This window comes from Alcanivorax sp. P2S70 (genome assembly GCF_000475295.1).
Lineage (GTDB): Bacteria > Pseudomonadota > Gammaproteobacteria > Pseudomonadales > Alcanivoracaceae > Alcanivorax > Alcanivorax profundi.
The window spans coordinates 90,830-114,322 of the sequence record NZ_AXBZ01000067.1 but is presented as its reverse complement, the minus strand read 5'-3'; the positions used below and the strand labels follow the sequence as shown (position 1 = coordinate 114,322).

General features: G+C 56.6%; 26 protein-coding genes. 15 read left to right on the top strand and 11 right to left on the bottom strand.

The features are described from left to right. Positions 1 to 148 precede the first annotated feature (148 nt). Together Q672_RS32090 and sixA are read left to right on the top strand one after the other, a co-directional pair. Entirely contained in the window at positions 149 to 1,180 is a 1,032-nt protein-coding gene (locus Q672_RS32090; protein ID WP_022986632.1) for an NAD(P)H-dependent glycerol-3-phosphate dehydrogenase, read from the top strand. Then, entirely contained in the window at positions 1,177 to 1,653 is a 477-nt protein-coding gene (gene sixA, locus Q672_RS32085) for a phosphohistidine phosphatase SixA (RefSeq protein WP_022986631.1), read from the top strand. The genes Q672_RS32090 and sixA overlap by 4 nt, the downstream gene beginning before the upstream one ends. 266 nt (positions 1,654 to 1,919) lie before the next feature. On the opposite strand, the gene Q672_RS32080 is transcribed toward sixA, so the two are convergent. The 4 genes from Q672_RS32080 to xthA are packed head-to-tail and all read right to left on the bottom strand — an operon-like array spanning position 1,920 to position 5,595. Further along, complete coding sequence (locus Q672_RS32080; protein WP_031227042.1) at positions 1,920 to 3,149, bottom strand: serine/threonine-protein kinase; 1,230 nt, start codon at positions 3,147 to 3,149, stop codon at positions 1,920 to 1,922. 51 nt (positions 3,150 to 3,200) lie between these two features. Next, entirely contained in the window at positions 3,201 to 3,701 is a 501-nt protein-coding gene (locus Q672_RS32075; protein WP_031227040.1) for a response regulator, read from the bottom strand. Positions 3,702 to 3,745: 44 nt separating this feature from the next. Further along, positions 3,746 to 4,774, bottom strand: a complete 1,029-nt coding sequence (locus Q672_RS32070) for a hypothetical protein (protein WP_022986628.1) — start codon at positions 4,772 to 4,774, stop codon at positions 3,746 to 3,748. A 5-nt stretch (positions 4,775 to 4,779) separates the two neighbouring features. Beyond that, positions 4,780 to 5,595 (bottom strand): exodeoxyribonuclease III, encoded by an 816-nt coding sequence (xthA, locus tag Q672_RS32065; RefSeq protein WP_022986627.1) that lies wholly within the window; start codon positions 5,593 to 5,595, stop codon positions 4,780 to 4,782. Between the two features lie 162 nt (positions 5,596 to 5,757). On the opposite strand from xthA, the gene Q672_RS32060 reads away from it, so the two are divergent. The 6 genes from Q672_RS32060 to Q672_RS32035 all read left to right on the top strand — a co-directional run bounded on the left by Q672_RS32060 (position 5,758) and on the right by Q672_RS32035 (position 10,903). Further along, positions 5,758 to 6,573, top strand: coding sequence for an alpha/beta fold hydrolase (locus Q672_RS32060; RefSeq protein WP_022986626.1), 816 nt, complete (start codon positions 5,758 to 5,760; stop codon positions 6,571 to 6,573). Beyond that, entirely contained in the window at positions 6,570 to 7,427 is an 858-nt protein-coding gene (locus Q672_RS32055) for an alpha/beta fold hydrolase (RefSeq protein WP_022986625.1), read from the top strand. The genes Q672_RS32060 and Q672_RS32055 overlap by 4 nt, the downstream gene beginning before the upstream one ends. Before the next feature lie 105 nt (positions 7,428 to 7,532). After that, positions 7,533 to 7,994, top strand: coding sequence for a MaoC family dehydratase (locus tag Q672_RS32050; RefSeq protein WP_022986624.1), 462 nt, complete (start codon positions 7,533 to 7,535; stop codon positions 7,992 to 7,994). A gap of 365 nt (positions 7,995 to 8,359) precedes the next feature. Further along, entirely contained in the window at positions 8,360 to 9,313 is a 954-nt protein-coding gene (locus Q672_RS32045) for a hypothetical protein (RefSeq protein WP_022986623.1), read from the top strand. After that, positions 9,306 to 10,391, top strand: coding sequence for a diguanylate cyclase domain-containing protein (locus Q672_RS32040; protein ID WP_022986622.1), 1,086 nt, complete (start codon positions 9,306 to 9,308; stop codon positions 10,389 to 10,391). The genes Q672_RS32045 and Q672_RS32040 overlap by 8 nt, the downstream gene beginning before the upstream one ends. Further along, positions 10,388 to 10,903, top strand: a complete 516-nt coding sequence (locus tag Q672_RS32035; protein WP_022986621.1) for a DUF2505 domain-containing protein — start codon at positions 10,388 to 10,390, stop codon at positions 10,901 to 10,903. The genes Q672_RS32040 and Q672_RS32035 overlap by 4 nt, the downstream gene beginning before the upstream one ends. A 22-nt stretch (positions 10,904 to 10,925) precedes the next feature. Here Q672_RS32035 and Q672_RS32030 read toward each other — a convergent pair whose 3' ends face one another. Then, a complete protein-coding gene (locus Q672_RS32030) occupies positions 10,926 to 11,720 on the bottom strand; it encodes an SDR family NAD(P)-dependent oxidoreductase (protein WP_022986620.1) in 795 nt (264 codons plus the stop codon). 88 nt (positions 11,721 to 11,808) lie between these two features. Here Q672_RS32030 and Q672_RS32025 point away from each other — a divergent pair, with 88 nt between their 5' ends. After that, positions 11,809 to 12,042, top strand: a complete 234-nt coding sequence (locus Q672_RS32025) for a hypothetical protein (protein ID WP_022986619.1) — start codon at positions 11,809 to 11,811, stop codon at positions 12,040 to 12,042. A gap of 39 nt (positions 12,043 to 12,081) precedes the next feature. On the opposite strand, the gene Q672_RS32020 is transcribed toward Q672_RS32025, so the two are convergent. The 5 genes from Q672_RS32020 to Q672_RS32000 form a co-directional block, all read right to left on the bottom strand. Continuing rightward, on the bottom strand, positions 12,082 to 13,398 hold the full coding sequence (locus Q672_RS32020) for a dicarboxylate/amino acid:cation symporter (protein WP_022986618.1): 1,317 nt from the start codon (positions 13,396 to 13,398) through the stop codon (positions 12,082 to 12,084). 121 nt (positions 13,399 to 13,519) lie between these two features. Then, positions 13,520 to 14,134, bottom strand: a complete 615-nt coding sequence (locus Q672_RS32015) for a hypothetical protein (protein WP_022986617.1) — start codon at positions 14,132 to 14,134, stop codon at positions 13,520 to 13,522. Continuing rightward, on the bottom strand, positions 14,131 to 15,426 hold the full coding sequence (locus Q672_RS32010; RefSeq protein ID WP_022986616.1) for an ammonium transporter: 1,296 nt from the start codon (positions 15,424 to 15,426) through the stop codon (positions 14,131 to 14,133). The genes Q672_RS32015 and Q672_RS32010 overlap by 4 nt, the downstream gene beginning before the upstream one ends. Before the next feature lie 155 nt (positions 15,427 to 15,581). Continuing rightward, the gene (locus Q672_RS32005; RefSeq protein WP_022986615.1) at positions 15,582 to 16,064 is read right to left on the bottom strand and encodes an EVE domain-containing protein; all 483 of its coding nucleotides are present in this window, start codon (positions 16,062 to 16,064) and stop codon (positions 15,582 to 15,584) included. Beyond that, positions 16,061 to 16,444, bottom strand: coding sequence for a DUF7793 family protein (locus Q672_RS32000; protein WP_022986614.1), 384 nt, complete (start codon positions 16,442 to 16,444; stop codon positions 16,061 to 16,063). Before Q672_RS32000 ends, Q672_RS32005 begins: the two co-directional genes overlap by 4 nt. 81 nt (positions 16,445 to 16,525) lie before the next feature. Between Q672_RS32000 and prmB the strand changes: the two genes are divergently transcribed. The 3 genes from prmB (at position 16,526) to Q672_RS31985 (ending at position 19,812) form a co-directional block, all read left to right on the top strand. Continuing rightward, on the top strand, positions 16,526 to 17,458 hold the full coding sequence (prmB, locus tag Q672_RS31995) for a 50S ribosomal protein L3 N(5)-glutamine methyltransferase (RefSeq protein ID WP_022986613.1): 933 nt from the start codon (positions 16,526 to 16,528) through the stop codon (positions 17,456 to 17,458). A gap of 78 nt (positions 17,459 to 17,536) precedes the next feature. Next, positions 17,537 to 18,634 (top strand): chorismate synthase, encoded by a 1,098-nt coding sequence (gene aroC, locus Q672_RS31990; RefSeq protein WP_022986612.1) that lies wholly within the window; start codon positions 17,537 to 17,539, stop codon positions 18,632 to 18,634. Continuing rightward, on the top strand, positions 18,631 to 19,812 hold the full coding sequence (locus Q672_RS31985; protein WP_035482639.1) for an MFS transporter: 1,182 nt from the start codon (positions 18,631 to 18,633) through the stop codon (positions 19,810 to 19,812). Before aroC ends, Q672_RS31985 begins: the two co-directional genes overlap by 4 nt. A gap of 78 nt (positions 19,813 to 19,890) precedes the next feature. On the opposite strand, the gene Q672_RS31980 is transcribed toward Q672_RS31985, so the two are convergent. Next, complete coding sequence (locus Q672_RS31980) at positions 19,891 to 20,760, bottom strand: LysR family transcriptional regulator (protein WP_022986610.1); 870 nt, start codon at positions 20,758 to 20,760, stop codon at positions 19,891 to 19,893. A 171-nt stretch (positions 20,761 to 20,931) separates the two neighbouring features. On the opposite strand from Q672_RS31980, the gene leuC reads away from it, so the two are divergent. From leuC to Q672_RS31965, 3 genes are all read left to right on the top strand, one after another. Then, positions 20,932 to 22,350, top strand: coding sequence for a 3-isopropylmalate dehydratase large subunit (leuC, locus tag Q672_RS31975; protein WP_022986609.1), 1,419 nt, complete (start codon positions 20,932 to 20,934; stop codon positions 22,348 to 22,350). Positions 22,351 to 22,370: 20 nt separating this feature from the next. Then, positions 22,371 to 23,009 carry a 3-isopropylmalate dehydratase small subunit gene (gene leuD / locus Q672_RS31970; protein WP_022986608.1) on the top strand — a complete coding sequence of 213 codons (639 nt, stop codon included), beginning with the start codon at positions 22,371 to 22,373 and terminating at the stop codon, positions 23,007 to 23,009. Between the two features lie 101 nt (positions 23,010 to 23,110). Further along, positions 23,111 to 23,491, top strand: a complete 381-nt coding sequence (locus Q672_RS31965) for a hypothetical protein (protein WP_022986607.1) — start codon at positions 23,111 to 23,113, stop codon at positions 23,489 to 23,491. Positions 23,492 to 23,493: the final 2 nt, after the last annotated feature.

The following is a 23,493-nucleotide window of genomic DNA, read 5'->3' as shown; positions in this document are numbered from 1 at the left end:
TTGTATCTGAGTCGCGATTTGAGGCCGCGCCCGGGCTTGGGTGCGGCCTCATTCGTTATTCGAAAGGAAAAATACAGGAACCGGTTAACTGTTCACTATTCACGGTTAACTGCTTTATGATGCCCAAAAGCAGTAAAAAGGCGTTCTTATGACGCAGCAGAAATACAATGCCGCCATCCTGGGTGGAGGCAGTTTTGGCACTGCCATGGCCAGTATCCTGGCGGCGAATGGCCATGGAGTGAGCCTCTGGGTTCGTGATCCGGAAACCGCCGCGGCCATTAATCTCGACCGGGAAAACAGCCGTTACCTGCCGGGGGCGGAGCTACCCGATGGTGTCATGGCCACTGATAGCCTGGAGGAAGCCCTCAGCAAGGCGGACATGGTGTTTGTGGCGATCCCCAGCAAGGCGTTTGCGGAGGTACTCGAGCAAGCCCGGCAGTGGGTGCCCGATGGCACTCTGGTGATCAGTTGTACCAAGGGCATCTATGCCGATGGCTTTTTACTGATGAGCGAGTTGTTGCATCAGTACTGGCCACACACCCGTATCGGTGTGCTCAGTGGCCCCAATCTGGCCAAGGAAATCGTCGAACAGAAATTTACCGGGACAGTGATCGCCAGTCCCGACAGTGAGCTGTGCCAGACTGTCCAGTCGGCGCTGAGCTGCGACTACTTCCGGGTGTATGACAACCCGGATATCTATGGGGTCGAGCTTGGCGGTGCGCTCAAGAATATCTATGCGGTGGCGTCAGGCATGGCGGCGGCTATTGGTGTGGGTGAAAACAGCCGCAGCTTCCTGATCACCCGTGCGTTGGCTGAAATGAGCCGCTTCGCGGTGGAACTGGGCGCCAACCCGATGACGTTCCTGGGCCTGTCCGGGGTTGGGGATCTTATCGCCACCTGTACTTCCAGCCTCTCACGGAACTATCAGGTGGGCTTTCAGCTTGGGCAGGGAAAATCCCTGGATGAAGCGGTGGCCACCTTGGGGCAAACGGCAGAAGGGATTAACACCATCAAGCTGGTGGCCGACAAAGCCTCTGAATTGGATGTCTATATGCCCTTGGCGACGGCACTGCATGAAATCGTCTACAAGCAGCAGCCTCTCCAGTTGATGATCCAGAATCTGATGAGTGGTGAATACAAGCACGATGTGGAATTCCAGCTAGCCGGGGCCAGCCAATGAAGCTGTTTATCAGCCGCCATGGACAGGCGGTGGCCATGGCGCCCAGCGACGATCTGCGGCCACTGACGGACAGTGGTCGCGTTGCGTTACTGGCACATTGGCAGCAGATGCGCGAGAGCGGCATTGTGGTGTCTGCATTGGTGGCCAGCCCTTATGTGCGGGCCCAGCAAACCGCAGACTGCATTGACCAGGTTTACGGAGGCTTGGCGAGGCAGGAATGTGACTCTCTTGTGCCAGAGGCATCGCCCCAGGCCCTGTTTGACTGGCTGTTGGCGAACCCGCCAAGAGAGAATACCGTTCTGGTCAGTCATATGCCGTTTGTAGCCCAGCTGACAGCCCTGTGGACGGGGCATACCAGCCGCATTGGTTTCTCTGTGGGGACGGTAGCGTGTCTGGACATGGATGTGGCGGCAGCCGATGGTGCAAGGTTGATGTGGCTGCGTAGTCCCGGGGAGAGCATGGCGAGCCGTTAGTCGGCCAGAATCGACCCTCGATAGCGGAACTTCGACCGTTCGCCGATTGGCACTGGGCAGCCAAACGCCCGCTGACGTAATCTGACCTTGATGACGCATGAACGCATGGCAGACTCCTGACCGCGTCATCGGAACCACCCCTAAGGGGGGAAGGCGATGACTCCTTGCATCGTGACATTAGGCAGAAATTGAAGCACCAACCCCGGTTGGTGCTTTTTTTATGTCATGATAACAGAGGCTTACAGGCTTTCGGTTTCCCCAGCGGTTTAAGCCTTCGAGGTATCGTCTGGTTGGTCCGCTTGCCACTGCAGTCGTTCAATAGGCTCACCATCGGAGCCCACCAGATTCAAGGTAATCGGCAGGCGAGACAGGAAGGTCATGCCTTCAAGTTGACGTAACCCTTTCAGATACTCTTTCACCCGAGCACTGATCCAGGGATGAATCGTGGCCTTGATTGTCACTGACTTGCAGCGACTGCCGCGCTGTTCATGCCAATCCAGCAATGCCGACTTGAGTACCGGGAAGTGATCCTGAAACTGTTCAAAGTCATCGGCGACCAGATACACATCATAGCGGTAGAGTGTGCCGCGCCAACTCAGGCCTTCCTTGCTTTCCTTAAGGCGAAGCCTGGGCGTCAGGGGGGCGTTTGGGCCATTCTCCTGCGGTCGGTAACGTGCCCGCTCTTTGCCGTAGTGCTCCGGCGCCCCCTCGAGATTATCCAGCAAGGCAATCACTTCACCACCGCTCTCGGGCCTGTCGGCCGGGTCTTTGGCCATCAGTTTCCGTACCAGGGGTTGGTAATGGCGTAGCTTCAGCGGTAGCAGTGGAACAGGGTTGCGCAAGTGGGCCTGAGCCATCGCAGCAGGATCTGCGGCTTGGTAAGGTGGGTCTCCACAGAGCATTTCGTAGAACACACAACCCAATGAATACAGATCCGATTGTAATGTCAGCACTTGCGAACGGTGCTGCTCGGGGCTCATGTATTTAGGTGTTCCGATGGCGGTGTTCTGTTGAGCCAGATCATTGGACTTCAGCGCATTGGTGGCGATGCCAAAATCCATCAGCAAGGCGGAGCCGTCCCCCCGGAACATGATGTTGTCGGGCTTGACGTCACGGTGGATGAAGCCGTGTTGTCCAGCATAGTCCAGTGCACTGGCCAGTTGACGCAGAACGGATTCGGCATCGCTGGGGCCCATACCATTGCGGATACGCTGCTTGAGGTTGCCGCCGGTCACGTATTCCATGCTCAAATAATAATAGCCTTCATATTCGCCAACGTCGTATACCGGCACGATATGAGGGTGGTTGAGACTGGCAACGGTGCGCGCTTCTCGCATGAATTGCTCGGCAAAGCGCGGTTCCAGCGCAAGGGCTGGCGTGAGGATCTTGATCGCCACCTGACGCTCAAAGGAATGCTGTGTGGCCAGAAATACATGGGCCATCCCGCCCTTGCCCAGCCGTTCGGTAATTCGGTATCCCGGAAGTCTTAAGGCCATGATTTACTGCTTGTGTGTCGTCCTGACAACGTTCCCGATTTTTTACAGGGATCATTGCTCCCCGTACAGGGCTTTCATCTGCGCTTCCGACCGTCTGGCTTGTGCCAGCTTGGCCTCCAGTCGTTTTTTCTGTCGATCCAGCCCCAGGAAAAAGTTTACCTTGCTCTGCAATAGCATAGGTTCAATGGGTTTGAACAGGTAATCCACGGCGCCACAGCGATAACCTTGTTGGACAAAGCGGGTTTCTTTGGAAAGGGCGGTGACGAAAATAATAGGAATCGTCTGGGTACGCTGATGAGATCGCATTAGTTCCGCGACCTCGAAGCCGTCCATGCCCGGCATCTGCACATCCAGTAACACCAGTGCATAGTCATGCTTTAGCAGGCGGGCAAGGGCGGCATCGCCGCTGGTGACACTATCGAGCTCACAATCGAGGTCTTCCAGTACCACTTCCAGGGCGACCAGATTCTGGGGGGTGTCATCGACCATCAATACCCTGGGGCGGGGCAGGTCGTTGTCCGCATCGGTGGTGGTGTTAGTGTTGTTATCCATGCTGATCCCGGTGGTAATGGTCATTTCCCCGTGGTTCGAGAGTATCAGTTTTGGGCAGTGTCGTCCTGTTCTTCCAGCTTCCATTGCTGGACAGCGACTTGCTGTTTGATCTGTTCCAGTATGTCCATCAGGGTGTCGCGCACCAATGAGTCAAGTTGCTCACCTTCTTCACCCATGGCAGCGCCAATGGCGTCGTGCAGCAGCTGTTCCAGTTGCGGGCGATGGGCGGGTGAGGCCAGATCGTCGACCAACTGGTCCACAAATGCCGACCCTGTTTCGCGCACTGCCTCCCCTAGCAGCGCGATGGCTCTGGGACCCGCGACGGGGATCGCGGCCAATCGCCGTCCTGCCTGGGTCCGAACGATGGCCTCATCGGTAAGGTGGGCAAAGTAGCCAGCCAGTTCATCCCGGTATTCCCCATGGGTCTTGCGTGTCGCAGTCGCAATGCGCTCGGCGATGAACTGCACCAGCCGGTCTTGCCGCGGGGCCAGAACCTCAGACTCGATACGATGCAGTAATGGGCTGCCGCCCCCGATTTCCTTCTGGGCGCCGCTCAGCACATTGATGACCACCCGATCAGAAATTTCTTCGACCACCACGGTGTAGTACTTGATCAGGGTCTGGCCGAGCCAGGTCTGGGACAGATCAATAATGCCCATGCGTTGTAGCCGCAGCAGCAGGCTGACGACACGAAGAATCCGCAGCCAGCGGAAACTGCCGACCGGAATACACCCCAGCAAGTCATACCAGTGCGCGAAAGGGTAAAAAAACCAGCGGTGGTAGGTGTTTCGGACAATGGCCGCAATCCAGCGAACGACAAATTCGGTCAGATACACTGCTACAAAGCAGAGATCATAGAACAGGAAGTCGTTGTGAATGGTATCGCGGTAAAAATCATGAAACGCCGGCAACAGTGTCGCGAGGCCGGACTGAACAAACTGCACCTGAAATAACCAGTCGAACAGGATCAAACCCAGGTTGAACAGCACCAGGGCGATCATGAACAGGTCGATCAGGAAGCCGACGGAATCCAGATTGGCCTTGAGTTTTTCAGGGTGCAGTTTGATCTTCATGGCGCCTAGCCCTTGAAGCTTGCCCAGACCGGGCAGTGGTCAGACGGCTTTTCCATGCCGCGCAGCTCGTAGTCCACACCGGTCTGATTGAGTTTGGCCATCAGTGACTCGGTGGCCAGCAAGGTATCGATACGCAGTCCCCGACGGGGTTCGCGTTCGAATCCGCGGGAGCGGTAATCAAACCAGGAAAACACATCATCGGTGTCCGGGTTCTGGTGACGGAAGGTATCCGTCAGCCCCCATCCAGTCAGTCGTGCCCACCATTCGCGCTCTTCCGGCAGGAAGCTGGTCTTGCCTTCGCGCAGCCAGCGTTTGCGGTTGGCTTCGCCAATGCCAATATCAAGATCGGTTGAGGAGATGTTGAAGTCGCCCATGACAACCACCTGCTGTTCCGGACTTTGGTGCTGATCAAGGTAGTTCTGCAGATCCTGATAGAACTTTTCCTTGGCTGGGAATTTGACCGGGTGCTCGCGGTTTTCCCCCTGCGGGAAATAGCCGTTCAGGACGGTGATCAAGGAGCCATCACGATGCTTGAGTGTGCCAATGATCATGCGGCGCTGTGCATCGTCTTCATCGGTAGGGAAGCCGTATTGCACCGATTCCAGTGGCTCGCGGGTAATCAGCGCGACACCGTAGTGACCTTTCTGGCCGAAATAGTAGGGGTGGTAGCCCATGTCCCGTACTGCCTGCTCAGGGAATTCCGGGTCGTGGACCTTGGTTTCCTGCAGGCCGATCAGGGCCGGCTGATACTTGTCGATAACCGCCTGGAGTTGGTGCAGACGGGCACGAATGCCGTTGATATTGAATGAAATCAGGGTCATAGCGCCTCCTTGGTGCGCGCATTGTACACCATTGGCCGGTGTCCGAGGCGGGACTGCCTATGGCGTTATCGGACATGGCCCGGGGTAAACAGAGTTGGCTATGATGGTGGTTTTGTCGCACCTGACATACACCAGGTCCTTGTGGACCTTGAGGGAGATTCCATGTCTGAAGTTTCTGGCCAAAAGCCGGTATTGGCGTTTGCCCATGCCAATGGTATTCCTGGTCACAGTTATGACACTTTTCTGGCCCCTCTCAAGGATGAGTACACCCTCCATGTTATTGACCGGGTTGGCCACAATCCGTCTTATCCCGTCGATGCCGGTTGGCACAGCCTGAGCCTGGAGCTGGAAGCCGAGCTGGCGTCATTGCCGAAACCCCTGGTAGGGGCGGGGCATTCACTGGGATCCGTATTGATGTATCTGGTCGCCCAGCGACGCCCGGAGTGGTTTTCTGCGCTGATCATGCTGGACCCGCCGATGATGAATGGCATCCATGGGATGCTGATTGCGGCTGCCAAATTGGCAAAACAGGTTGATCGTGTGACGCCAGCAGGCAAGAGCAAGGGGCGGTTGGATTTCTGGCCTGACTGGGCGGCGGTGGAGGGCTATTTCGGTTCTCGGGGGTTGTTTCGGGCTTTCGATCCACGTTGTCTGGATGACTATCTAAAGGCTGGGTTGGAGCCGTTTAACGGGGGTTGGCGTCTGCGTTTTCGGCCTGAAGTCGAGGTGGCCATTTTCCGTGAAACCCCCACTTCGGCTACGCGCATGCCACGACTGAGGGTGCCGGGGGCCATTGTCACAGGGCGGCACTCGCCTTCCCCGTTCCTGCATAGCGCCCAGCGCCATGTTCGGCGCCATGGCATGTTACATCGCATCGCAGACGGCTCCCACATGTATCCGCTCGAAAAACCCGAGGCGACGCTCGCTTTGTTTCGGGAAATCCTGGACGCGCTGTTAGCACAGGAGGTCACAGTATGAAGCCGGTAGAACGACATTTTTCGGTGTTTGGCCAGACCCTCACCGCGTTGCAGTGGGAGGGTCAGGGTGAGCCTGTGCTGGCCTTGCATGGCTGGCTTGATAATGCAGCGTCCTATGTGCCACTTGCCACGCATCTGGAGTGTCCGATGGTGGCGATGGACTTTTCCGGGCATGGCCATTCTGGGCACCGTCCCCCGGAGGTGGTAACCCACCTCGTGGACCATGTGCGAGATGTTCAGGCCGTGGCGGATCAACTGGGTTGGGAGCGTTTCACCTTGGTCGGGCATTCCATGGGCGCGGGGATTGCCTGTCTGTTCGCCGCCGCCTGCCCGGAGCGAGTGTCCCGGCTGGTGCTGATTGAAGGGCTGGGCCCACCGGCGACGCCGGGCAAGGAGGTCGCAACGACCTTGCGCAAGGCGCTGGATGACATGCAGGCACTACCGGGGAAGCGCAAGCCGGTTTACACGGAGGTAGCCGATGCCGTTGCGGCCCGAACCAAGGGGTTTGGTGGACTGAGCCATGAGGCGTCAGCGTTACTGGTTGAGCGGGGGTTGATGCCGGTGGACGGCGGCTGGACCTGGCGTGCCGACAGTCGCTTGCGACTTACCTCGTCCCTGCGGCTGACAGAAGAGCAGGTGGAAGGCTTTCTGCGCCACATTACCGCACCGGTATGTCTGGTGTTGGGTGAGCAGGGTATGGGAGGGCAGGGGTCCTTTGATCATCGTCTTGAATGGCTCGCCAATGCCGAAGTGGTGCGGTTGCCCGGGCGTCATCATCTTCACATGGAGCAGCCCGGTGATGTGGCTCGGGTCATTGAGGATTTTCGCCGGCGTCACCCTGTTGTCACGGACTGACCAAAACCATCAGGGCTGCACGCCAGTGCGCGGTATTGGGTCATGGTGCCTTCCTGTGGCTGCTCGTTAAGCTGGTGAAAAACACCGGTATTCGAGGAGTAACACATGAAAGTGGTTGAGGTTGCCGATCTGGCCAGCTACGTAGGGAAGGAACTGGGCGCGTCCGAATGGTTCCAGATTGATCAGGATCGCATCAATGCCTTTGCCGATGCCACCCTGGACCATCAGTTCATTCACGTGGACCCGGAGCAGGCCAGGAACACCCCCTTCGGCACCACCATTGCCCATGGTTATCTGACACTGTCCTTGCTGCCGTATCTGCAAGCCACCATTGATGGATTCCTGATGCCCAAGGGCATGAAGATGGCCATGAATTACGGTTTCGACAAACTGCGTTTTATGGCACCGGTGAAAGTGGATAAGCGTGTTCGTGCGGTCGCGACTCTGATGGAAGCTACTGAAAAGCGTGAAGGTCAGTGGCTGCTGAAGTTCAATTTCGTCGTAGAAATCGAAGGCGAAGACAAGCCTGCCCTGATGGCAGAGTGGCTGTTGATGTACTTCGTCTGATGCTGGATCCTGGTCAGGCCTGCTGTCTGTTGGTGGCGGGCCTGTTTTTTTATCTCGGTTCTGGCTCATGGCTCACTGTCATGTGCACAGAGGATTCCGTGGGCTCCCCCTTTCAGTGCTTCCTGTCGAGTGTCGGTAAGACAGGATGCTTGGGTTACTGGTGCCGCAGGCAGTCTCCTCGTCGTTGGCACGTCTTGAATGTTGCTTGAGATGTGTAGCTCAACTAGTTGATTTAGCAAGATTTGGTTTGTTGTTTTTGTCCCGTTCGCATGCTGGTAATAGCCGTCGATTCGACGTAATGTAAGCCTAATGTATTAGACTGCTGCCGCTCTGGCCTGTCAGTCATCTCTTACTCAGGTGAAAGCATGTGGCACCGTTCCCGACAATGGCTACGCCGGCTGGTGGATAACCGTTCTGCCATTTTTCGTGATGTGCGGCTGGGACTGAGCCACGCGCGGGATATTCCCGCCATGTTTATGCCGGGAGATGATGAGCCTGGCATTCGCTCTGAATTGTCGCGCCGATCCTATGCCAGCTTTGGGGAAGTCGCACTGTCATTGGCGCAGCTTCTTGTCCCCGCCACCCGCGAATCCATCAGCCAGGGTACCCTGGTGTGCTATCCACCGCGTATACGTCATGAGCAGCACTCGACCCGTTGGTTTTTCATCAATGGTATGGGCACTGCGGCACCGGTAGCTCTACTCAATGCCAGTGAAATCGCGCGGGTATTCCGACGCCCCGTCACCCTGATCCATACGCCAACCTGGGGTATCGTCCGTGATCTGGCGGAGTCGATCACCGCTCGTACCCTGCGTAAAGACGGCAAGTTGTCTCGCCCTGCGCTGAATGTGCTGGTGGATGCGCTGGAACGAAACGAACAGGTAGTGCTGGTGTGTCATTCTCAGGGCGCCATTGTTGCCAGTTATATCGTCCGCAAGTTGCTTCGCAGTCCGAGCACGCGTCATTTAGTAAAAAAGCTTGAGCTTTACTGCATTGGAGGAGTGGCTGATAGCCTGGAAGTGGATCCACAGTTGACGCTGGCAGCGGGACATACCGTGCCTTATGTGGAGCATTTCGCCAACGGTCGCGATTACCTTTCACAGATTGGCATCCTGTCGCATCTGGACAGTACCGCTGGAACAGTATACTGCCTGGCCGAAAGACGAGGGCATTTGCTGAATGCTCATTATTTGCCGGCAATTGCCCGGGGGGATTATTGCCAGCGCCGTTCTCGACTTTATCAATATGTCAGGGGACGTGAACCTGGTCCGAAAGGGGCGCTGGCCGTGGTGAACAAGGAAATGGGGCTACATGGATAAGACAGAAAAGCCTCTGTTGCTGTTTGTTGATGATTCCAAAGTCATGCGACTGGCAGCAGACAAGATGCTTGGGGGGGAATTCCGGGTTGAGGTTGCTGAAGACGGTCTGCAGGCCTGGACGATTATTAGCCAGAACCCGGCTATCAGCGTGGTGTTTTCCGATCTGGCTATGCCAGAAATGGACGGTTATGCGCTTCTGGAGAAAATTCGTACCAGCGACGACGACGGCATAGCAGGTCTGCCCGTCATCATCGTCACCGGGGCCGAGAACGACGAAGAAGCCCGCACCAAGGCGTTGCGTCTGGGCGGTACGGATTTCATCAGTAAGCCCTTCAACTCGACCGACTTGCTGGCCCGCGCACGGGCGCATTCCCATTACCAGCAGGAGCGTAAGGAGTTGGCCCGACAGGCCATGATTGATCCACTCACGCGCCTGGGCAACCGCCGGTATTTACAACACCGCCTTAAGCAGGAATTGGCGTTGTCGTCCCGTCAGCAAACGGCGCTATCTGTTGTGCAGATCGAGGTTTACCAATTCAATCAACTTTTCGTACAGCTTGGTAAACGCCGTGCTGATATGGTGCTGATGAAGCTTGCCCAGGTTTTGAGAAGTGTAGTGCGAAAGGAGGACTCTCTGGCTCGCAGCAGCGTGGCCCAGTTTACGGTGCTATTACCGTCGGCGCGGGCAGAAGGTGCACTCCGCTTTGTTGATCGGGCCATGAAAGTCAGTGAAAAACTGGCATTTCAGCATCGAGGAAAAGCACAACGGTTGCCGTTGAATATTGCTGTACATACCCCATCCAGTCTGGGTAACAGCTCGCCGGGACAGGTAGGGAAGGTGCTTGAGGAGTACATGAAGAACGCCCGAAACGGTGGTGCCAATGCCGTCGTCTCCGATGGAGATGAGGCGCGCCAACAACCTGATGCACGCCCTGTTCTCACTGTAGAGCAGGCGCTGGCACTGCTTCAATCGGGTAAGGAACATGTGGTTGTAAATGCATTGCCGGATCTTAAGCGCCAGTTGATGCCGCTGCTGCAATTGATGCGACGAGAATCCACGGGTCGGGAGACAGTATGAGAGTGGTAGTCGACCGGGAATATCCGGTCAGCGTTGAAAAACTGTATGAAATCATCACCAGCAAGGCGTTTTTCGAGCAACGCTTTGCCTGGGGGGACGTTGATGATTACCGGTTTGATGCCTTTGAGGAAACCCCCGAAGGGATGTTGATCCGTATTGCACAGCCGGTTCGGATCAAAACGGACAAGATCCCGGGCTTTGCTCGTCGATTAGTGCCGGAACAGGGCGAGCTGGTTACCGAGTTTCTCTGGCGCCCTGCTGGAGGAGATAACAGTTCCGGATACCAGGCCCGTTACCGGTTCCAGCTTGGCGGTGTGCCGATGAATGTTGAAGGTGGCATGGTCCTTGAGGCCGATGGGGAGAACCACGCCATTCAGCATACGGAGGTCACACTGAGTTCATCTGTTCCTCTGGTAGGGAAGAAGCTCGTCTCGCTGTTGGCCCCCAAGGTGGATGATGCTCTGGCCGGAGATTATCGGCAGACACTGAGGTACGTGCAAAGTTGCTCCTGAGCCTCGATAAAACAGTGCTCGGTTAACGGTAACGTTTTGCCCGGGCCTTCATTAAGGCCTCCCAGCGTTTGCGAAACCAGCGTTTCTGGCGCCATTGCCGCCGTATCCGAGGGGTGGGTACGCTAAGCACATCCTCACGGGCCAGGGCGCTCATCACGTCTTCGGCAACTTCCCTTTCACTGAAATCGCTGGCCGCCAATTGCCGCCGGAAGCGTGCGGCACTCAGCGGATCACTGGCTGTGAGCCCGGATTGCTGGCCGCTGCTCGGCGGAATCACCATAGTGCCCACATGGATGCCAAGAGAGTGCCACTCACTGTGCAGGCTCTCTGCGAGCGCACGAATGGCCGCGCCCATGGCTCCCTGAGCGCTGGATAGCGGTCCGGGAAGAAGGCCATATTCATGGATGACATTGAGAATGCGACCTTCTTCCTGGTCGCGCATGGCAGGGTTTGCGCTCTGGCACAGGTTAACGGTGGCCATCAATTGAGTCTGGTACAAAGACTCCCAGTGCTGCTGGGTCATGGCCTCAAAGGGGCCAACGGTGAGGGAGGCGGGCAGATTGACGATGGCATCGAGCTGTTGCCAGCGACGCAATACCCGTTCTACGGCCAGCTGAAAATCCCGTGGCTGACCGTCCCGGATTTCCAGTACCAGCGCTTCTCTGCCCTCCGCATGCATTTCACGACACAGGATTTCTCCTCTGTGTGTGTCCCGGCATAACAGGGCAACACGGTAATGTTCACAAGCCAGCCTGGCGATGGCGCTGCCGAGCGGGGTGCAGGCGTTGTGAATCAGCAGGGTAGGGGCTTGTTTCAAGAGAACTCCAAAATAATGTGAACATGTGTTGACATAGTCATCCCTGATGTTAACATGTGTTCACTAATCATTGTTAAGGAGTTCTCCAATGGCGTTCTTCATGCAGCTTCTCAAAAACCCGCAACTCTACAAGAATATGGTCGCGCTGGTTGTGGCTGTCAGCACAGCCATTGTACTGATGGCGGGTCTGTCGCAGAACAGTGAAACCGTGTTTGCTTCATTGCTGGCCTTTGCCGTGATGGTGCCCGTTATCGGCAGTGCAGCTGTGGCGCTGTACCGTGACGTTGAGCGTGCACTGTCGGCCGACCGCCACTTCGCCTGAACCTTGCCCCCGTGTCAGTGACGCTGACACGGGGCTGTTTCAAGGCCCAGTGCGGGCCTCTGCCTTTTCTGGCCCTGCCGTTTCTATCTCATCTACGGGTAATGACAATACCCGCTCTTCACCCTCACTGCGGGCCAACAGTATGGTTACCACGCTGTCGCCCCAGACGTTTACCGCCGTGCGGCACATGTCCAGCACCCTGTCTGTCACCAGTATAAGTCCGATGGCTTCCGCTGGCAGGCCAATAGCCCCAAGAATGACCGTGATGGCAACCAGAGAGGCTGCGGGAATGCTGGCCACGCCAATTGACGTCAGCAGGGCTGTTATCACGATCATGAACTGGGTTGCCATGGACAGCTCGAGGCCGTATGCCTGGGCAATGAACATGGCTGCGACGCATTCGTAGAGTGCTGTACCGTCCATGTTTACGGTGGCTCCGAGGGGAAGCACAAAGCTGCTGGTTCGGCGTGATACTCCCGAGCGTTTTTGCACGCACTCCATGGTCAGTGGCAGGGTCGCTGCCGAGCTGGCCGAGGAGAATGCGGTCAACAGGGCGGGAGTCATGGCCTGAAGATGGCGCAGCGGGGAGCGCCGTGCCATCAGCAAGATCAGAGCGGGCATAAAGACGAAGGCATGGACCGCCAGCGCGATGACCGCGCACAGGAAAAACCAGGCCAGTGGCTCAATGGCATCCAGGCCTGTGCGGGTTACTGTCGCGGCGATTAGCGCCATGACCCCAAGCGGAGTGAAGCGAATAATCAGCATGGTGATGCGCATGACCACTTGGTAAATGCCATCGATCATGTTGCGAAGGCTTTCTCCGGCAGGGCCTTCTTCCGTTCGCAGATAGAAACCGAACAGCAGGGCGAAGACGATCAGGCCCAGCATCTGGCCATTGGCGGCGGCTTGCACCAGGTTGGGTGGCAGCATCTGTAGCAGGATGGCGGTAAAGTCTCCGGCTCCACGGCCTTCGATCTTTTCCAGGACGGTGCCGGTGTCACGGGCGAGCCCCAGCAGGTCTTTCGCCGGCTCACCGTCGATGATCCCGGGGGTGAACAGGTTAACCAGCAGCAAACCGGTGAGTACAGCGACCAGAGTAGTCATCATGTACAACCCCACGGTCTTCATGCCCATGCGGCCCAGGTTCTTTCCGCCCCCCACGCCGACCATGCCACTTATGATGGCAGTAACGATGAGCGGAACCACTACCATCTTGAGTGCATTGATAAACAGGGTGCCGACCAGATCATAGCTGGCCAGTACCGGCACACCTAACAGGGTGCTCTGTTCCTGAGTGATCGCGCCCAGTGCTGCGCCAATCAGCATGGCAAGAAAAATCTGGTGATGTAGCTTCATGCTTTCCCCCTGTCATCCGGACATGTACCCAAGAGTAACGGATATCAGGCCCGGTAACAGTGGGATGGCTCATCGTTGTGTTGTTGTGAGATGAGCGGGTTGTTCTCTGGAGGGATTGTGCCTACATAAGCGATGCCAGAGCCTCTCTTGAAGAAACTTTGTTGCCAGCCATCTGGTATGCATCGCGTAACATTCGGTCAGCATCCACGGGACCAAGACGCTCGCAGAGGATCACATAGGCATTGTTAAGTTGCTGCCTGAGGCTGGCCAGTGGCAGGCCGGCCAATGGGCGGTTGGGGTTCTGGAGCCAGTATTCGAGGGTCAGTCTGGTCTCGGCGCTTGTATTTTTGCTCCGCAATTGAGCGGTGAGGTCCAGCCTGAATTGGTTGCCGGTTTGGCCATCCATTTGTGAGATCAGGCTTTCCATGAGTACCTGGAAAGCCAGTGTGCAGGGATGATGATCCGCCCCCTGACCTTGCTCGGCAAACGGATCGTTGGCCAATTCCTTCTCTGAGAGGGTCATGGCCTGCACGAGGCTCATATGAATCTGGTGTCGTCGCTCGCCGAGATCAAACAGGCCACACAAATCACTGACAAAGCCTTGAAGACTAAAACGCGGGCGCTCTGCGTAATGCTGCTGCCAGTGGCTGACGGCTTCCATGAGTAGTGTTTCGTTCATGTAAGGGGTAAGCCCTGTGACGATGGCGCGCCGGCGGCGCTGTAGCTCCTGGCTCATGGACGGTTCTCCACGGTGCGGGTCATGCTGGCGTCATACAGGGAGTTCTGGGGAAATTCGGGGTAGCCGGTTTCGGCGTGCTCGCTCAGGTCAAGACCTCGCTGTTCATGTAGGGCCGGGGCGCGTAACCCGGCGATTACTGAGACAGCGAGATACATGATCAGAGCAGCGAAGAAAGCCCAGCAGAAGGCCACCACAATTCCCAGCAATTGGACGGTGATGCGTTCGGGGTTGAACAAGTCACCTTCATAGAACAGGCCCGCGGCCAGCGTCCCCCAGGCGCCGGCAAAGGCATGAACTGGAACAGCGCCAACCACATCATCGAGACGCATGCTTAGCATCAGTCGTGCGCCTAATGCCGCAAGGGCGCCGGCGACAAGTCCTGTAAGCACCGCAAAGCCGGGTGACATCACGGCACATCCAGCGGTGACGGCGACCAGCCCCGCCAGGCTACCGTTGACGGTTTCGGTGAGTAGTACCGGACGGCGGCTGAGCATGCGGTATAGCGTGCTGCCCACCGCGCCTGCAGCCGCGGCCAGCTGTGTATTCAGGTTGACGCGGGCAATGTCTATGCTGGCCGAGAGCGTGGAGCCGCCATTGAAGCCGAACCAGCCGAACCAGAGAATAAAGCCGCCCAGCGCAACATAGGACAGGTTGTGGCCAGGCAAGTCTCGGGGTTTGCCGTTCTTGTCGAAGCGCCCAAGCCGTGGCCCCAGCACCAGGACACCCGCCAACGCGCACCAGCCGCCAATGCTGTGGACCACCGTGGAGCCCGCAAAATCAATGAACCCGAGTTCCGCCAACCAGCCATTGCTGTTCCAGGCCCAATGTCCATAAAGCGGGTAAATTACTCCGGTAATGACAACGGCCCCGCAAAGATAGCCTGCATAGCGGGTACGCTCAGCCATGGCGCCAGAGGCAATAGTGGCCGCGGTGGCAGCGAACATGATCTGGAACAACAGCATTGCCCAGGTGGACCCATCTGCCTGGCTGAGCATGAAGCCATCCTCGCCAAACCAGCCGGTGCTGCTGCTGCCGAACATCAGGCCATAGCCCAGTGCCCAGAACACCAGCGTACCTACACAGAGATCCATGTAATTCTTCATTACCACGTTGAGGGAGTTCTTGGCCCGGCTCAGGCCGCTCTCCAGTAGTGCAAAGCCTGCCTGCATGAAAAACACCAGGGCGGCGGCGATGGCGATCCATATCGTGTCGGTAGCGGTTAGCGGATCGGCCTGGGCAAGTCCGGGCAGAAGCAGTAGGGCAAGGCCGTGTTTGCATTGCACTCGCATAGATTGAACCCTATTCGTAGTTGTTGGACGAGGAGGGCAACTGCAACGGCTGTGCCAGACACAAAATTACAGGAAATGTGGAAGGAGTTTAGTTCTTCATTACTAATTGGGGCACCAATGTGGTGCCCCGGAAAAATATGGTGCAGCGTTATGCGCTATGCTGTGACATCCATGGGCTGGCACAGTACCTGTACCAGCTGGTATTGCCTGTCGGTCAGTTTCTGCACAGACAAACGCGGTCTCACCACCAGCTCCATATCTGCAAACTCGGGATTCACCTTGAGCTGTTTCAGGTAGACCGGATTGGCGTAGCGTGTTCTGAAGGTGATATCGACTTGATACCAGCGTGGGCTGCTCTGTGTGCTGCGGGCATCGAAACCCGGATGGTCAGGCAGAAACTGGCTTGGATCCGGATAGGGGGCACGGGTGACCCGCGCTTCACCGACGATGGCAGGCTTGGCGCAACTTGAATGATAGATCAGCACGCTATCACCAATCTTCATCTCGTCGCGGATGCGGTTGCGGGCCTGAAAGTTGCGGACGCCATCCCAGCCGGTGGTGCCCTTCGGTGACTTTTCCAGATCCTCGATGCTGAATGAATCGGGCTCGGTTTTGAGTAACCAGATGGTGTGGCTCACAGGGGCTCCGGTGGGTGTTTTTCCATAAGGAGGTGCTGAGCCTGCTTGACCGAGTCACAAATGTAAACCGGGAATTGAGGCTGATTCATTTTTAGCATCATGTTGGCGTAGGTACGATTCAGGACATTCTGCAGTACCAGCACCTTGGCCTCTGTGATCCCGGCAAAGTCCTTTCCGCAGGCGTATCGGCTGGCATTGAAATCCAGCCCCTGGATACGCCCAACGTAAATAGCCAGCTGTTTGCGCTGTTGGTGACGCTTGTACAGGGCGAGTCGTTGTCGGTAAATGGACAATTCCAGTGCCATGTCTACCTGGGTATCGTTTTTGATATCTACCATGACGAAGGGGCCGTCCTGATAGACTCTGGCTGCGCTTTTCATGGCTATCCTTTTGTAGGTCCGGCAGGCGTTCATGCTTGATTCTGTGCTAATCTTCGGCGCCTGTTAACGGGAGGATTGCGGGTGATTAGTAGCGAACTCATCCATGAAGCTGGTGAAACACTGCGCACAGTGCGCGATTGCCTGCGCTTCGGTGAAACTCGGCTGCGTGCCGGGGAGGTCTTTTTGGGCCATGGGACCGATGACCCATGGGACGAAGCCCTCGCGCTTCTGATGAAGGTACTCCACTTACCCGTGAATGCCGACCCCCGCATCCTGGATGCACGTTTGCTGCCCTCTGAGGTGCGTGACTATCTGGCACTGTTGGTGAAACGGGTTAACCAGAAGGTGCCAGTACCTTATCTTACTGGTGAGGCCTGGTTCTGCGGGCTGCCCTTTATGGTGGATGAGCGGGTGCTGATTCCTCGCTCACCATTGGCGGAGCTGATTGAAGCGTCATTCGTCCCTTGGCTGGACCCGGAGCAGGTGCATTCTGTACTGGATTTGTGCACCGGTAGCGGCTGTATTGCTATCGCCTGTGCTTATGCCTTCGAGCATGCCCGGGTTGATGGCAGTGATATCAGTGAAGAGGCATTGGCGGTGTTTGAAGAGAATATCGCCCGTCACGGCATGGAGGGGCAGGTGCAGCCAATTTGCTCGGATGGCTTGAGTGCAGTACAGGGCCCTTATGACCTGATCGTATCCAACCCGCCTTATGTGGATGCCCTTGATATGGCCAACCTTCCGGGTGAATACCGCCATGAGCCGGCGCTGGCACTGGCTTCCGGGGAAGACGGCCTCGATTTTACCCGACGCTTGCTTCGTGAGGCGCCGGAGCATCTGACAGAACAGGGGGTGCTTGTGGTGGAAGTGGGTAATAGCGATGAAGCCATGATGCTGGAGTGGCCACAAGTGCCGTTCTTCTGGTTTGAGTTCGAGCGTGGCGGGCATGGAGTATTCATGTTAACCCGTCAACAACTGCTAGAATATCGGCACGTATTTAGTGCGCAGGCCTGATCCCTGAAAGATTGGGGCTTGTTGGCCGCCAGCCTTGCATCGGTTGGCAGCAGTTATTGCATAAATTAAGGAAGTCGCATGTCCGGCAACAGTTTTGGTGAGCATTTTCGCATCACGACCTTTGGAGAGAGTCATGGCTTGGCGCTGGGGGCCATCGTGGATGGCTGTCCGCCAGGGCTGGAAATCAGTGAAGAGGATCTGCAAGTAGAGTTGGATCGTCGCAAACCAGGTACCAGCCGCTATACCACCCAGCGCCGTGAACCAGATCAGGTAAAAATTCTGTCCGGCGTTTTTGAAGGCAAGACGACGGGGACTTCTATTGGGTTGTTGATAGAAAATACTGACCAGAAGTCCAAGGACTATTCGAATATCGCCGGGACTTTCCGCCCTGGCCATGCAGATTACACCTACACCCAAAAATACGGGTTCCGCGATTATCGCGGTGGAGGGCGTTCATCTGCCCGTGAAACGGCCATGCGGGTGGCCGCTGGTGCCATTGCCCGTAAATTTCTCGAGCAGCGTCTGGGTATTCGGCTTTATGGTGGCTGTACCCAGATAGGTGATGTGAAAGCCGAGCGCTTTGATTGGTCGCAAGTAAACAGCAATCCCTTCTTTTTCCCGGATGCGGAGAAGGTTCCTGCGCTGGAAGCTCTGATCAACGCGCTGCGCAAGGACGGTTCCTCTATCGGCGCTCGGGTAGAAGTCTTTGCTGACGGCGTCCCGCCGGGTTGGGGGGAGCCAGTGTTCGATCGCATTGATGCAGATCTTGCCAAAGCCATGATGTCGATTAACGCCGTAAAAGGGGTGGAAGTGGGTGATGGCTTTGCGGTCGTCAATCAGCGCGGAGAACAGCATCGTGATGAAATGACCCCGGAGGGCTTCCTCAGCAATCATGCCGGTGGCGTCCTTGGTGGAATCAGTTCTGGTCAGACCATCCGGGTTGCCATGGCGCTCAAGCCAACCTCCAGCATCCTGATTCCAGGCAAGAGCATCGGCCTGGATGGCCAGGCTGCAGAAGTGGTGACCAAAGGGCGCCATGACCCTTGTGTGGGGGTGCGAGCTACCCCTATTGCTGAAGCCATGTTGGCGTTGGTGCTGATGGATCACTATCTGCGTCATCGCGGCCAAAACGCGGATGTTGAGCTGCCGTTGGCGCCCATTCCGGGGCAGGCGTGACACCCGGCCCTCTCACTGAGAGGGCATCGCCGCTACCGTATTACTGGCGATTGTCCGGGTTCTATTTTTTCTATTTTGGTCTATTGGGTACCTTGGTACCGTACTGGTCGCTGTACCTGAAACAGTTGGGGTTCAGTGCGGTAGCTATCGGTGCCCTGATGGCCATTCCTCAACTCACCAAAATTGGTGCTCCGAATCTGTGGGGCTGGCTGGCAGACCATTCTGGCAAGCGCTTGCGAATTATTCGTGCCGGGAACCTGCTTGCTGCGATCGCTTTCTTACCCGTTTTCTGGGTGGATTCGTTCTGGGGGATGGCGGCGCTATTGGTGTCGTTCAGCTTTTTCTGGAATGCGGTACTCGCACAGTTTGAAGTCCTGACCTTGCAGGCCCTCGGCCCACAGGCCCACCGCTACAGTCATGTGCGTTTATGGGGGTCTGTCGGGTTCATTGTAGCAGTGCTGGTGTTGGGAGAAGTGCTTGACCGTTTGGGGGCTGGGCTTCTGCCTTGGGTCTTGTGCGCACTGCTATGGCTGCTGTGGCTTGGAACACTTACCTTGCCTCAAGGTAAAGTCTCTGACCCGAAGGCTCGAGTTCATGGTGAGTCTGTCTGGTTGATTCTGAAGCGCCCCGCTGTCTCCCTGTTTCTTCTTGCGTCGTTTTTGATGCAGATGTCGCATGGCCCTTATTACACCTTCTACAGTATTTATCTCGAAGGGTTGGGGTTCAGCAAGTTTGTTGTCGGAATACTGTGGTCGCTCGGCGTGGTGGCTGAAGTGGCGATTTTCCTGGGGATGCATCGCTTGATGCGACGTTTTACGATTCCCTGGATTTTGACCGGTAGTTTGGTTTTGGCGGCTCTGCGATGGAGCTTGATTGGCATCGCGGCCGATAACCTCTGGCTACTGGGCGCTGCGCAGCTGCTGCATGCTGCGTCATTTGGAAGTTTTCACGCTGCCAGTATTGCCTGGGTGCATCGCCAGTTTGGGGCGGCTCTGGCTGGGCAAGGTCAAGCACTGTATTCCAGTCTCGGTTTTGGAGCTGGTTGGGCGGTGGGGGCGGGCGTATCCGGGCTGCTGTGGCAAGAGTGGGGAAGTCTGCTGTTCTTTGCGAGCTCAACGATTGCGTTGTTGGCAGCGATCCTTCTATGGGTGGGAGTTGCTGCCAGGGAAAAAGCGTAGCCTTGCTGTGAGCCGCGGGACTCCCCTGGTCGTTGATCTTGAGGCTCCGGGGCAGCCCAGCGATGTTGTGGTGGGCCCTCAGGCCTGTCGCAGAGCCTTCAAAAAAGCCTTCGCCGCATTGGATTGACTGCGGGCCGGGTGAGTGACCACACCCAGTTCCCTTTCAGGTAGCGGGGCTTCCACCGGCAGTTGGACGACACTCTGATCTACCATGGTCGCGGGCAGGACGCTCCACCCAAGCCCGATGGAAACCATCATGTGGATGGTCTCCAGATAGTTGGTCGACATGGCGATATCCAGCTTCAGGTTATGCTCGTTAAACAGTTTTTCCACGATCCCGCGGGTGAATGTGACCGGTGAGGGAAGGATTGCACTGTGGCCTGTCAGGGCTTCCAGTGTCAGATGTTCTTGCCTGGCCAGCGGATGCTCTGGCGCGCACATGAACACCAGAGGATCGGTCCAAATCACATCGCTTTGCAGTCGGTTATCCGGTTGTGGTGGCAGGGTGACCACGCCCATCTCCAGTTCGCCGTGCAAAACACCTTCCCAGGCTTCTTCTGAGTCTATGAAATGGATGTCCAGAGTGACTTTGGGGTAATCACGGGAAAACTGTCGCAGCACGGGGGGCAGCCGGTGCAGGCCGATATGGTGGCTGGTGCCTATCCGCAACTTGCCTGACACCTCGCCAGACAGGTCGTGGATAGCACGGGCCATGTCTTCCACATCCATCAGGACCTGGCGGGCTCGTGGCATCAGGGCATTGCCCGCCTCGGTGAGCTTGATTTGGCGTCCGACCCGGTCAAACAGGCGAGCGTCCAGCTGTTGCTCGAGCAAGGCGATGCGCTTGCTGATGGCGGGTTGCGTGATGAAGAGGCGCTCGGCGGCTGCCGAGAAAGAGCCCGTTTCGGCAACTGCCATAAAGGCGGTGAGGGTCGGCGTGTCTATCATTCCCAGGGATCCTGATTGGTCTCTGATGTTGATAATAATTGGTTATCTTAAAAATGAAAAATATGAATTGGATTTATTGGTCAGCGAACCCTACATTATTCACCAGTGATAGACCAGCGTATTTTATGGTCTCAGCCAGTGGTGGCCTTATTCGGGCCAAGGGAGAATGTAATGGCCGGTAAGACTCTCTATGACAAGCTGTGGAACGCCCACCTCGTGACGGAGCGTGAGGATGGTTCTGCACTGATTTATATCGATCGCCAGATCATCCATGAGGTGACCTCGCCGCAGGCGTTTGAGGGGTTGCGTATGGCAGGCCGAAAACCATGGCGAATCAACGCCAGCGTGGCGACTATCGACCATAACGTACCCACCACGCCCTTCAAGTCCGCTGCCGAGATTGAGGACGAAACGTCCCGTATTCAAGTACAGACGTTGCAGGACAATACCAAAGAGTTTGGCATTACTGAATTCGGTATTGGTGATGTGCGTCAGGGTATCGTTCACGTGATGGCGCCGGAGCAGGGTGCAGTGGTGCCAGGCATGACGGTAGTGTGTGGCGACTCCCACACCTCGACCAATGGTGCACTGGCGTGTCTGGCTCATGGTATTGGTACCAGTGAGGTAGAGCATGTACTGGCGACCCAAACGCTGGTGGCCAAGAAAATGAAGAACATGCGCGTCAGTGTCGAAGGTGATCTCGGTCCAGGCGTGACCGCCAAGGATGTGGTGCTGCACATTATCGGTGTTATCGGTACCGCCGGCGGCACAGGCTATGCGCTGGAATTTGCCGGTAGCGCGATTCGTGGCTTGTCCATGGAAGGCCGTATGACTATCTGCAATATGTCCATCGAAGCTGGTGCCCGTGCAGGCATGGTGGCCGTGGACGATGTGACCATCGACTACGTGAAAGGCCGCCCGTTTGCTCCCAAGGAGGCAGACTGGGACAAGGCGGCAGCTTACTGGCGCACTCTGGTGTCTGATGCGGATGCGGTGTTTGATGAAGATATCACCATCAATGCAGCGGATATTCGCCCGCAGGTCTCCTGGGGCACCAGCCCGGAAATGGTGATTTCTGTGGATGCGAACTTGCCCGATCCTGCCGCCGAGAGCGATGAAGTCAAGCGTTCAGGGATGTTGCGTGCCTACGAATACATGGGGCTGAAACCTGGCATGCCGGTCACCGATATCAAGGTGGACCGGGTGTTCATCGGCTCCTGTACCAATTCCCGCATTGAAGACCTGCGTGCCGCTGCCGAGGTGGCCAAAGGACGCCACAAGGCGGACTCTGTCAAGCAGGTGCTGGTGGTGCCCGGCTCGGGTCTGGTCAAGCAGCAGGCCGAGAAGGAGGGGCTCGACAAAATCTTTGTTGAAGCCGGCTTCGAGTGGCGTGAGCCCGGTTGTTCCATGTGTCTGGCGATGAATCCGGACCGTCTGGAGGCGGGCGAGCACTGCGCCTCAACGTCTAACCGGAATTTCGAAGGTCGCCAGGGTAACGGGGGTCGTACCCATCTGGTGAGTCCAGCTATGGCGGCAGCGGCAGCCGTGGCCGGTCATTTCGTGGATATCCGCGAGCTGGGTCAGGCCTGAGGCCGAGCGAGGAGAAAATCATGGAAAAGTTTGTACGTCATGACGGTCTGGTTGCTCCGTTGGATCGCGCCAATGTGGATACGGACCAGATCATCCCCAAGCAGTTTCTGAAATCGATCAAACGGACCGGTTTCGGCCCTAACCTGTTTGATGAGTGGCGCTACCTGGATGAGGGGGTTCCCGGCCAGGACAACAGTAAACGCCCTAAAAATGAAGACTTTGTGCTCAACTTGCCCCGTTATCACGGGGCCAGCATTCTGTTGACCCGCCGCAACTTCGGGTGTGGTTCCAGTCGTGAGCACGCGCCTTGGGCGCTGATGGATTTTGGTTTTCGGGCCATTCTGGCGCCAAGCTTTGCTGACATCTTCTACAACAACTGCTTCAAGAATGGGGTGTTGCCCATTGTGTTGTCGGAAGATAACGTGGAAGCCCTTTTCCAGGCGGTAGAAGGTAAGGAAGGCTTCCGGATTACCATTGATCTGGAAAACCAGCAGGTTATTCCGGAGGCGGGGGAACCGTTAGCGTTCGAGATTGATGAATTCCGCAAACACTGTTTGCTGAACGGTCTTGATGAGATTGGCCTTACCCTTAATGAGGCCGATACCATCCGTGCTTATGAGCAACGCCGCGCTGAACGGGAGCCCTGGGTTTTCGAATAACCGGACCAGGATAATTAAAAGAAAAACATCAAGGAGGCGTTATGTTAAGGATTCTGACAATCGTATCAGTGCTGGTTTTGGCTGGATGCGCATCGACGGGCATGTACGATGCTCCTCATGGAGAGAACCTGGCGACCCTGACTGTGGATAACCAGTTGTCGGCACCCGCCAGCGATGACGATACCGGTGGCTGGCAAATGCCAACCAGTGCGACGGCAAAGGCGTCGATCTTCAAAGTAGACGGTGAGCGAGTTTCACAACAGGCCGGGGCTGATACTGTGAACCTGGAAGCAGGCAAGCATACTATCGAGGTGTTTGCTGACCAGGGTGGCATTCTGCGTTTTGGCAAGTTTCGTCACACTTTCGACGAAGGTGGTACGTACCAGGTACGGATCAAGCCAGCGGCAGGGAAGGGTGATTACACCCTGGAACTGATCAATGCGGCTGCCCCGGATACCGTGTTGAAAACCAAAAACTTTTAATC

Excerpts from the sequence above, each read along its gene's own strand:
- leuC (WP_022986609.1), top strand. The coding sequence starts at position 20,932 with ATGGCCGGTAAGACTCTCTATGACAAGCTGTGGAACGCCCACCTCGTG.
- Q672_RS32010 (WP_022986616.1), bottom strand. The coding sequence starts at position 15,426 with ATGCGAGTGCAATGCAAACACGGCCTTGCCCTACTGCTTCTGCCCGGA.
- Q672_RS32090 (WP_022986632.1), top strand. The coding sequence starts at position 149 with ATGACGCAGCAGAAATACAATGCCGCCATCCTGGGTGGAGGCAGTTTT.
- Q672_RS32000 (WP_022986614.1), bottom strand. The coding sequence starts at position 16,444 with ATGAAAAGCGCAGCCAGAGTCTATCAGGACGGCCCCTTCGTCATGGTA.
- Q672_RS31980 (WP_022986610.1), bottom strand. The coding sequence starts at position 20,760 with ATGATAGACACGCCGACCCTCACCGCCTTTATGGCAGTTGCCGAAACG.
- Q672_RS31965 (WP_022986607.1), top strand. The coding sequence starts at position 23,111 with ATGTACGATGCTCCTCATGGAGAGAACCTGGCGACCCTGACTGTGGAT.
- Q672_RS32080 (WP_031227042.1), bottom strand. The coding sequence starts at position 3,149 with ATGGCCTTAAGACTTCCGGGATACCGAATTACCGAACGGCTGGGCAAG.
- Q672_RS32025 (WP_022986619.1), top strand. The coding sequence starts at position 11,809 with ATGGCGTTCTTCATGCAGCTTCTCAAAAACCCGCAACTCTACAAGAAT.
- Q672_RS32015 (WP_022986617.1), bottom strand. The coding sequence starts at position 14,134 with ATGAGCCAGGAGCTACAGCGCCGCCGGCGCGCCATCGTCACAGGGCTT.
- leuD (WP_022986608.1), top strand. The coding sequence starts at position 22,371 with ATGGAAAAGTTTGTACGTCATGACGGTCTGGTTGCTCCGTTGGATCGC.
- Q672_RS32075 (WP_031227040.1), bottom strand. The coding sequence starts at position 3,701 with ATGGATAACAACACTAACACCACCACCGATGCGGACAACGACCTGCCC.
- Q672_RS32040 (WP_022986622.1), top strand. The coding sequence starts at position 9,306 with ATGGATAAGACAGAAAAGCCTCTGTTGCTGTTTGTTGATGATTCCAAA.
- Q672_RS32020 (WP_022986618.1), bottom strand. The coding sequence starts at position 13,398 with ATGAAGCTACATCACCAGATTTTTCTTGCCATGCTGATTGGCGCAGCA.
- aroC (WP_022986612.1), top strand. The coding sequence starts at position 17,537 with ATGTCCGGCAACAGTTTTGGTGAGCATTTTCGCATCACGACCTTTGGA.
- Q672_RS32050 (WP_022986624.1), top strand. The coding sequence starts at position 7,533 with ATGAAAGTGGTTGAGGTTGCCGATCTGGCCAGCTACGTAGGGAAGGAA.
- Q672_RS32035 (WP_022986621.1), top strand. The coding sequence starts at position 10,388 with ATGAGAGTGGTAGTCGACCGGGAATATCCGGTCAGCGTTGAAAAACTG.
- Q672_RS32055 (WP_022986625.1), top strand. The coding sequence starts at position 6,570 with ATGAAGCCGGTAGAACGACATTTTTCGGTGTTTGGCCAGACCCTCACC.
- sixA (WP_022986631.1), top strand. The coding sequence starts at position 1,177 with ATGAAGCTGTTTATCAGCCGCCATGGACAGGCGGTGGCCATGGCGCCC.
- Q672_RS32070 (WP_022986628.1), bottom strand. The coding sequence starts at position 4,774 with ATGAAGATCAAACTGCACCCTGAAAAACTCAAGGCCAATCTGGATTCC.
- xthA (WP_022986627.1), bottom strand. The coding sequence starts at position 5,595 with ATGACCCTGATTTCATTCAATATCAACGGCATTCGTGCCCGTCTGCAC.
- Q672_RS32060 (WP_022986626.1), top strand. The coding sequence starts at position 5,758 with ATGTCTGAAGTTTCTGGCCAAAAGCCGGTATTGGCGTTTGCCCATGCC.
- Q672_RS32045 (WP_022986623.1), top strand. The coding sequence starts at position 8,360 with ATGTGGCACCGTTCCCGACAATGGCTACGCCGGCTGGTGGATAACCGT.